Origin of the sequence: Verrucosispora sp. SN26_14.1 (assembly GCF_004307965.1) — a bacterium.
GTDB lineage: Bacteria > Actinomycetota > Actinomycetes > Mycobacteriales > Micromonosporaceae > Micromonospora.
On record NZ_SISL01000255.1, the window covers coordinates 1 to 8,541 of the forward strand.

The 8,541-nt window shown below is 71.0% G+C and carries 8 protein-coding genes; 2 read left to right on the forward strand and 6 right to left on the reverse strand.

The window, feature by feature from the left end; all coding sequences use genetic code 11:
• Positions 1–1,847 (forward strand): AAA family ATPase (locus EYA84_RS20655; RefSeq protein ID WP_131054692.1); only part of this gene is annotated, 1,847 nt, incomplete at its 5' end.
• 117 nt (positions 1,848–1,964) lie between these two features.
• Here EYA84_RS20655 and EYA84_RS20660 read toward each other — a convergent pair.
• From EYA84_RS20660 to EYA84_RS20675, 4 genes are all read right to left on the reverse strand, one after another.
• Complete coding sequence (locus EYA84_RS20660; protein ID WP_131054693.1) at positions 1,965–2,246, reverse strand: hypothetical protein; 282 nt, start codon at positions 2,244–2,246, stop codon at positions 1,965–1,967.
• Positions 2,247–2,432: 186 nt separating this feature from the next.
• Positions 2,433–3,995 (reverse strand): AMP-binding protein, encoded by a 1,563-nt coding sequence (locus EYA84_RS20665; RefSeq protein WP_131054694.1) that lies wholly within the window; start codon positions 3,993–3,995, stop codon positions 2,433–2,435.
• A 138-nt stretch (positions 3,996–4,133) separates the two neighbouring features.
• Positions 4,134–5,348: an acyl-CoA dehydrogenase family protein gene (locus EYA84_RS20670; RefSeq protein ID WP_131054695.1), complete on the reverse strand. Its 1,215-nt coding sequence runs from the start codon at positions 5,346–5,348 to the stop codon at positions 4,134–4,136.
• 1 nt (position 5,349) lies between these two features.
• On the reverse strand, positions 5,350–5,802 hold the full coding sequence (locus tag EYA84_RS20675; protein WP_131054696.1) for an SCP2 sterol-binding domain-containing protein: 453 nt from the start codon (positions 5,800–5,802) through the stop codon (positions 5,350–5,352).
• A 66-nt stretch (positions 5,803–5,868) separates the two neighbouring features.
• On the opposite strand from EYA84_RS20675, the gene EYA84_RS20680 reads away from it, so the two are divergent.
• The gene (locus EYA84_RS20680; protein ID WP_176092258.1) at positions 5,869–6,507 is read left to right on the forward strand and encodes a TetR/AcrR family transcriptional regulator; all 639 of its coding nucleotides are present in this window, start codon (positions 5,869–5,871) and stop codon (positions 6,505–6,507) included.
• Positions 6,508–6,552: 45 nt separating this feature from the next.
• On the opposite strand, the gene EYA84_RS20685 is transcribed toward EYA84_RS20680, so the two are convergent.
• On the reverse strand, positions 6,553–7,182 hold the full coding sequence (locus tag EYA84_RS20685; protein ID WP_131054697.1) for a DedA family protein: 630 nt from the start codon (positions 7,180–7,182) through the stop codon (positions 6,553–6,555).
• A 25-nt stretch (positions 7,183–7,207) separates the two neighbouring features.
• Complete coding sequence (locus tag EYA84_RS20690) at positions 7,208–8,473, reverse strand: adenylosuccinate synthetase (protein ID WP_131054699.1); 1,266 nt, start codon at positions 8,471–8,473, stop codon at positions 7,208–7,210.
• Between the last annotated feature and the right edge of the window lie 68 nt (positions 8,474–8,541).

Genomic DNA, 8,541 nt, shown 5'->3' on the forward strand with positions numbered 1-8,541 from the left:
GGTTCGGCCGTCCCGAGGGGGAGGACGCCGCCGACCGGCTCGGCGCGCAGCTCGCCGAGGCGGCCGAGACGTTCCTGCGGTCCGCCGGACTCCCGGTGCCGCCCGCTGGGACGGCGGTGGCCGGCGAGTACCTGTTCGAGGAACTGTCCTCACCGCCGGTGCGGTTCGTCACCGGTGGCGGGGCGCGGGCCCTGCTGGACCGGTTCCGCCGGGCACTCGGCGGCCCGCAGTCGCGGTCGTCCCGCGAGTTCGACGACGACCTGCGTGCCCTCGGTGACGACCTCGCCGGCCGTCACCAGCTGGTGGAGGCGTGGCTGACCGCGTTCCTGGCCACCGACGACGGCAACCTGTCCGGGTACGACCTGCCGGAGGCGGTCGCCGTCGAGCTGTGCGGTGCGGAGCCGGCCCGGCAGGACAGCACGGCGACGATGACCGAGACGGTCGGCGGGCTGCTCGGCGCGCACCCCCGCATCGACGGCTCCACGCTCGACGTACGGCTGGACGAGATGCTGGCCCGGACCCGGACGTTCCGCACCGACCTGGTCCCCGCGTACCGGGACTACCAGCGGCGACGCAACGCCCTGGTGGACGCCGAGCGGGACCGCCTGCGGCTGGAGGAGTACCGGCCGAAGGTGATGAACGCCTTCGTCCGCAACCGGCTGCTCGACGAGGTGTACCTGCCGCTGATCGGCGACAACCTGGCCCGGCAGCTCGGTGCCACCGGCGACGGCAAGCGGGTCGACCAGTCCGGCCTGCTGCTGCTGATCTCACCGCCCGGGTACGGCAAGACGACCCTGATGGAGTACGTCGCCAGCCGACTCGGACTGGTCTTCGTCAAGGTCAACGGGCCGGCCCTGGGCACCAAGGTCACCTCGCTGGACCCGGCCGAGGCGCCCGACGCCACCGCCCGGCAGGAGGTCGAGAAGATCTCCTTCGCCCTGGAGCTGGGCAACAACGTGCTGCTCTACCTGGACGACATCCAGCACACCAACCCGGAGCTGTTGCAGAAGTTCATCTCGCTCTGTGACGGGCAGCGCCGGATGGAGGGTGTCTGGGAGGGCCGCACCCGCACGTACGACCTGCGCGGCAAGCGGTTCGCGGTCTGCATGGCCGGTAACCCGTACACCGAGTCGGGGAAGCGGTTCCGGATCCCGGACATGCTCGCCAACCGGGCCGACGTGTGGAACCTCGGTGACGTGCTCTCCGGGCGGGAGGAGGCGTTCGCGCTCAGCTACATCGAGAACGCGCTCACCGCCAACCCGGTGCTGGCACCGCTCTCCGGGCGGGACCGGGGCGACCTGGAGCTGCTGGTCCGGATGGCACGCGGGGACGACTCGGTCCGTGCCGACCAGCTCTCCCACCCGTACCAGCCGGTGGAGCTGGAACAAATGGTGTCGGTGCTGCGCAAGATGCTGCGGGTGCAGCAGGTGGTGCTGGCCAACAACCAGGCGTACATCGCCTCGGCCGCCCAGTCCGACGACGCCCGCACCGAGCCGCAGTTCCAGCTCCAGGGCTCCTACCGGAACATGAACAAGCTCGCCGAGCGGATCGTGCCGGTGCTCACCGACGAGGAGCTGGAGGCGGTGATCGACGACCACTACCTGGGCGAGGCGCAGACGCTCGCGGCGGGTGCGGAGGCGAACCTGCTCAAGCTCGCCGAGCTGCGTGGCCGGCTCACCCCGGAACAGGCCGCCCGGTGGGTCGAGGTGAAGGACGCCTTCCAGCGCTCGAAGGCACTGGGCGGGGGTGGCGACGATCCGGTCGACCGCGCGGTGGGCGCGCTCGGCCTGCTCGCCGACCGGGTCAGCGGAGTCGCCGCCGCGATAGGTCGTGTCAGCGAACGCTGAGCTGTCGTGTAAGGAGGGGTCCCCTGCTATGCCGTAGGCGTTAGCAGGGGACCCCTCCTTACATCCAGCATCTCGGATACACGTGTTCTGCCATCCGTCCAGGCGGGGTGCTGCCGGTCATCGCCCCGGCGTGTCGTCACGACGGCTGCCGGACCGGGGGCCGGACGGTCGGCGGGCATACACGGCGGCGACGCCGAACGCGGCCGTCATGATCGTTCCTACCGCCGCGATCCCGGCGATGGCCGTACCGTCGGTCTTGCTGCAACCGCCGAGAACCGCCAACAGCAGCACGGTCAGGAGCGCCATCGCAGTGGTGAGATAGGTGGCGTGCACAGGATGCAGATGTTCCCGTGCCCTCTCTCCCTGGTCGGCCTCCTCGTCACGGCTCGTGGATGCCATTCGTCGTTCCTCCCCCGTAGTCAACTGTGGACGGACTCATCGCTGTCGCCAATTAGACAGAGGGCGATGGGATGTGGTCAACGGGACGAGACGAATGAGAATCCCATGAACATTCAGACCTATCGAACTTAAGGTGCCAAAGTTGCTCGATGCCGGCCGTTTGGCCAGCTGACGCTGCGGGAGCGGTCAGCCGTAGTAGCGGCGTAGTTCCCGGGTGAGCACCTTGCCGGTGGCGTTGCGGGGCAGGTACTTGACGAAGACGACGTCGCGGGGGACGGAGAACCGGGCGAGGTAGTGCCGCACGTACTCGCGGACCGCCTCGGCGTCGAGCGTCTCGCCGGGGTGCAGCGCGAGGAACGCGGTGAGCCGCTGGCCGTACTCCGCGTCGCGGACACCGATGACGGCGGCCTCGCGTACCTGTGGGAGGTGGGCGAGGAGTTGTTCCACCTCGGCCGGGAAGACGTTCTCCCCACCAGAGACGATCATGTCGTCGGCTCGGCCGTCGACGAAGAGCAGTCCGTCGGCGTTGATCCGGCCCAGGTCGCCGGTGTCCAGCAGGCCGTCGTGGCGTTCCCGGTCGGCGCCCGAGGTGTAGCCCTCGAAGAGCATGTCGTTGCCGACCAGGATCCGGCCGACCCGGCCGCTGGGCACCGGCTCGCCGTCGTCGTCGACGATCGCGAGCCGGGTCCCGTGCGGTGGCCGTCCGGCGGTGGTGGGCGCGGTACGCAGGTCGACGGGGGTGGCGATGGAGGCCCAGGACGCCTCGGTCGAGCCGTACAGGTTGTAGAGCACGTCGCCGTAGGTGTCCATGAAGGCTGCCGGGAGACCGCCGGGCAGCGCCGATCCGCTGACGGCCACCACGGAGAGCGGCGGACGGGGATCCGGCGCCGGCACCTCCATCAACCGTTGCAGCATCACCGGCACCGCGAACAGGGCCTGGCAGCGGTGCCGGACCAGGGCGTCCAGGGTGGTGGCCGGGTCGAACCGTCGGTGCAGCACGATCGTGGCCCGCAACGCGAAGCAGACCTGGAGGGCGGCGTACCCCCAGGTGTGGAAGACCGGCGCGGCGATGAGGACGCGGTCCCGGACGTGCATCGGGATGCGGTCGATGATGGACACCAACGGACCGAAACCGTTGGGGATGGGCCGGCGGGCGCCCTTGGGCGTCCCGGTGGTGCCGGAGGTGAGCACGATGATCCGGCCGTCACGGTCGGGTGGGTGCAGCTCACCGGCGAGAGCGGTGACGATCAGGTCCTCGCGGGCCCGTTCGTCGAGGCGGTGCAGGTCGGCGGGGAGCCCGAGGGTGCGCTCGGTGAACTCGTCGTCGTGCACCAGCACCCGGATGCGTTGCTCCTGCGCCACGGTGGCCAACTGCGCGGCGGAGAGACCGGTGTTGACCAGTACGGCGTCCGCGCCGAGCAGGGTGGCGGCGACGATCGACTCGACGAGTCCGGCATGGTTGCGGCAGAGCACGGCGACCCGGTCGCCGGCCTGCACACCGACACCGGCGCGCAACGCGCGAGCCAGCCGCATCGAGCGGTCGAGCAGGTCGGCGTAGGTCAGTTCGGTGCCGTGCTCGTCGACGATCGCGATCCGGTCCGGATCGCGGGCCGCCGCCTGACGTAGTTCACCGGCAAGACTCCAACCCCAGGTACGCAGCGCGTGGAGTTGGGCGGCCACCCGGATTGGCCGGCCCGGAGTGAGCAGGCCCCGCCGGGTCAACGTGGTGACGACGAACGGCAGTCCCATGCCCGGAGTTCTCCTTCCGCAGCCCGATGCCCACCCTTCCGATCTTGCCTGCTGGCGGGGTGGTTCGCCCACGTCGAACCGGCCGGCGCTCACGTACGGAGCACCGGCCGGGTGCCGTCCGTGTCGGACGGCCGGACGTCAGCGGATCTGCATCCCGGAGATCGCCCGGGAGATGACCAGGCGCTGGATCTCGGAGGTGCCCTCGAAGATGGTGTAGATCTTGGCGTCGCGGTACCACCGCTCGACCGGGTGGTCACGGAGGAAGCCGGCCCCGCCGAGCAACTGGACCGCCTTCTCGGTGACCGCTACCGCCACCTCGCCGGCCTTGAGCTTGGACATCGACCCCTCGCCCGCCGTGAACGGCCGGTTGTTCCGGCCCATCCAGGAGGCCCGCCAGACCAGCAGCCGGGCGGCGTCGATCTCGGTCTTCATGTCGGCGAGCGCGAAGGCGACCGCCTGGTTGGTGATGATCGGGCGGCCGAACTGGACCCGTTCCCGGGCGTAGTCCAGGGCGTACTCGTAGGCGGCCCGCGCCACGCCGAGCGCCTGGGCGCCGACGGTGGGTCGGGACAGCTCGAATGTCCGCATCGCGGCCTGGCCGGAGGCGCGTTGCCCGGACCGGGCCCGGGCCAGCCGCTCCTCCAGCGCCTCCCGGCCGCCGAGCAGGCACCGGCCGGGCACCCGCACGTCGTCGAGGAAGACATCCGCTGTGTGAGATGCCCGTAGGCCGAGTTTGCGCAGCTTGCGGGTGGCGGAGAGGCCGGCGGTGCCGGGCGGTACGACGAACGCGGCCTGACCTCGCGAGCCCAGTTCCGGGTCGACCGAGGCGGTCACCACGTGCACGGCGGCTATCCCACCGTTGGTGGCGTACGCCTTCTGGCCGCGCAGCACCCACTCGTCGGTCGCCTCGTCGTACTCGGCCCGGGTCCGCATCGCGGAGACGTCCGAACCGGCTTCCGGCTCGGAGGAGCAGAACGCGGCGACCGCCGGCGAGTCGACGTCACCGAAGCACTGCGGCACCCACTCGACGAGCTGGTCGGGTGTGCCGCTGCCATAGATCGCGGCGACCGCGAGCGAGGTGCCGAAGATGCTCAGCCCGATGCCGGCGTCTCCCCAGAACAGCTCCTCGCTGGCGATCGGCAGCGAGAGCCCGGTGGGGTCGGCCCAGCAGGTGGCGAGGAACTCGAAGCCGTAGAGGCCGACCTTGGCCGCCTCGCCGATGACCGGCCAGGGAGTCTCCTCCCGGGCGTCCCACTCGGCGGCGGCCGGGCGCACGACCTCGCTGGCGAAGCCGTGCACCCAGTCGCGCAGATCCCGCTGTTCCTCGTTCAGGTCGAGCGAGAATTCGACCATCTCAGGCCTTGGGGATGTCGAAGAGGTTGGCGATGTTGGCGGCCAGCCCCAGGTCACCCTTTGCCTTGAGCTTGCCGGTCATGAACATCATGACCGGGTTGGCGCCACCCGAGACGATCTTCAGGAACTCGACCGGGCCCAGCGTCAGGGCCAGTCGCGGCTCGTGCTGCGGGGTCTCGTTGACCGTGCAGGTGCCGTCGGCGATGACCACCTCGTACGTGTCGGTGCCGCCGTCGGGGGCGCCGGTGATGTTCCAGTGGATCACCGCGTTGGTGGAACCGGCCCGGTCCGCGCGGAAGATCTGCGGCAGTCGCCGGAAGACCTCGCCGAGGATCTTTCCGCGCAGGTCGCCCGACATGATCTCGGCGAGCTTGCTATCCGGGGTGCTCTTGACGAGCTGGGCGAACTCCTTCGGGCCCATGTTGGCGAAGTTGGCCGGGTCGAAGTCAGTCATGGAACGCACCTCTCGAACAGTGGTTACTCAGGCGTAACCCTACGCACCAGTAGGTATGCTCGCAAGGTGTCCGCGACACCCGCCTTCAAGCGCCTCCCCCGGGCCGTACGCGAGCAGCAGATGCTCGACGCCGCCGTGCGGGTCTTCTCCCGGCGCGGCTACCACGGCGCCAGCATGGACGAGATCGCCGAGGACGCCGGCATCTCCAAGCCCATGGTCTACGCGTACCTCGGCACCAAGGAAGAACTCTTCGTCGCCTGCCTGCACCGCGAGGGCACCCGGATGATGGAGGCCATCGCCGGGGCGGCCGTCCCCGACCTGCCCGCCGACGAACGACTCTGGCGTGGCCTGCGGGCGTTCTTCGGCTTCGTCGGCGCACACCGGGACGGTTGGTCGGTGCTCTACCGGCAGGCCCGCGCCGAGCAGCCGTTCGCCCGGGAACTGGCCCAGATGCGGGCCAGGATGGTCGAGGTGGTCGCCGGGATGCTGGACCACGCGCTGCGGGCCGAGGGACGTACCGCTGCCGAGACCGAGTTGGAAGTCGTCGCGTACGCCCTGGTCGGGGCGACTGAGTCGCTGGGTGACTGGCTCGCGGACCACCCTGACGCCGACCCGGAGAAGACCGCGACCCGGATGATGAACGCCGCCTGGCTGGGGGCCGGGCAACTCCTGCGCGGCGTGAGCTGGCACCCGCCCGAGGTGTAAGGAAGGGCACCTTATTAACGCCTGCGGTAGTAGCGGGGTCCCCTGTTAACAGCCGCCGTCCGCACCGCTCGCCGCCCGCCGGTGCGCCCGGTGCCGGAGCCAGCGGATCAGCTCCACCAGCAGCGTCACCGAGACCGAGAGCCCGATGCCGGCCAGGATGCCGTGCAGCGGGTGCTGTTCGAAGGCGAGTCCGCCGAAGATGCCGAGCAGGACGCAGTACACCGCCCACGAGGCGCAGCCGATCAGGTCGAAGAGGAAGAACCGGCGCAGCGGGTAACGGACGGCGCCCATGGCCAGGGTGACCGCCGTCCGCCCGCCCGGGACGTAACGGGCGGCGATGAGGATGACGCCGCCGCGCCGGTCGACCGCCCGCCTGGCCCATTCCGAACCGGCCCGGCGCCGGCTGTCCACCGGTGAGTGGTCGAGCCGGCGCGACCCACCACCGCGTCCGATCCCGTACGAGATGTGGTCTCCGACGGTCGCGCCGAGCGTGGCCGCCACGACGATCAGCGCCAGGTTCGGCTCGCCGCCGGTGGCGAGCACGGTGACGCTGATGACCGCCGCCTCGGAGGGCACCAGCGGGAAGAACGCGTCGACGGCGGTGAGCCCGAAGATCAGCAGGTACACCCAGGGTGAGGTGAGTGTCTGTCGGAGCAGGTCGAGCGCGGCCTCCATGTCTCCATGCTCAGGGCACGGACTGTTAGGAAGGGGCCCTTCCTCTACACCAGGCGTTAATAAGGTGCCCTTCCTTACGAACGTGCTTCTCGGCAGAGGTGGGGCCGTGCGAGGTGAGCACCACCGGAGCGCCGAGCGCCTCGCCGATCATCTCGGGCCAGTTTGCCGGACCGGCGTCGTAGAGCGGGCGCGCCCGCAGCAGGCGGGCGGTGAGCGCGGCCTGCCGGTCGAGGTCGCCGGCCGGACCCGGGACCAGCCGGTCCAGGCCGTCGTAGCGGCGGCAGATGCGCAGGTCGAGATCGCGTTCGGTGAGATCCAGGTGGGTCAGCGCCAGGCCGTCCACCCCGCCCGCGACCGCCAGGGCGTACGCGTGCGCGACGGCGTCGAAGTGGCCGAACCGGAAGCGGCCCTGCCAGTGGTTCGTCGCGTTGTGCGGGTCGGTCAGCGGCAGCGACGGGTCCTCGGTGACCAGCGGTCCTGGACCGTGCCGGGTGGTGACGGTCCGCAGCACCCCGATCCGCAGCGCCGATCCGCCCTGCCCGGCCTCGGCCAGCAGAGCCTCGGCGTTGGCGAAGGTGGTGGTGCTCCACGTGGTGTACGGGTGGAAGCCGTGCCACTCGTCCAGCAGCACCCCCTGGGCGCCCTCGAACACGCACGGCCCGGCCCGCAGCGCCCCGGCCAGCCAGGAGCCGTCGACGATCGCCACCCGTTCGGCGAAGGCCCGGTACGCCGGCAGGCAGTCCGCGACCGGTGGGGCATCCAGCGGCCCGAGTTCGGCGGTGAGCCGGTCCCGGAGTGCGGTCAACCGTCGGCGCAGCACCTCCGGGTCGCGGCAGTCGGCGACCCGGGGTGCCTCGTCGGGGTGGGCGAGCCCGTACGCGACGGTCTCGCCCACCCCCTGCCCGCAGGAACCGTGCCGGTCGGCTCCCCGGGCCGTCTCCCGGGCCCGGTTGGCGGCCCGGTGGTACGGGGTGGCCAGCAGCGCCGCCCCGTCCACGGTCAACCGGTCGAACGCGTCGGGCACCCCGACGGCGGCGAGGTGGTCGGCCTCGGCGGCGAGCGCCAGCGGGTCCACCACGACGTGCCGGGACAGGTGGGTGCGTACGCCGGGGTGGAAGGTGCCGGCACCGAACTGCGCGAAGGTGTGGTGTCGGCCGTCGGGCCGGACGACGTTGTGCGCCGCCTGCGCACCCCCGTTGAACCGGACCACGGTGTGCACCGGCCGGGTGGCGCAGAGCCAGTCCACGACCGTGCCCTTGCCGGCGTCGCCGTACCCGAGGTCGACCACGATCGCGTGCTCCGGACCCGGCCCGCCGGCCGAGCCCCCGGTGAACCGGCCCGCCGGACCCTGTCTCTTCT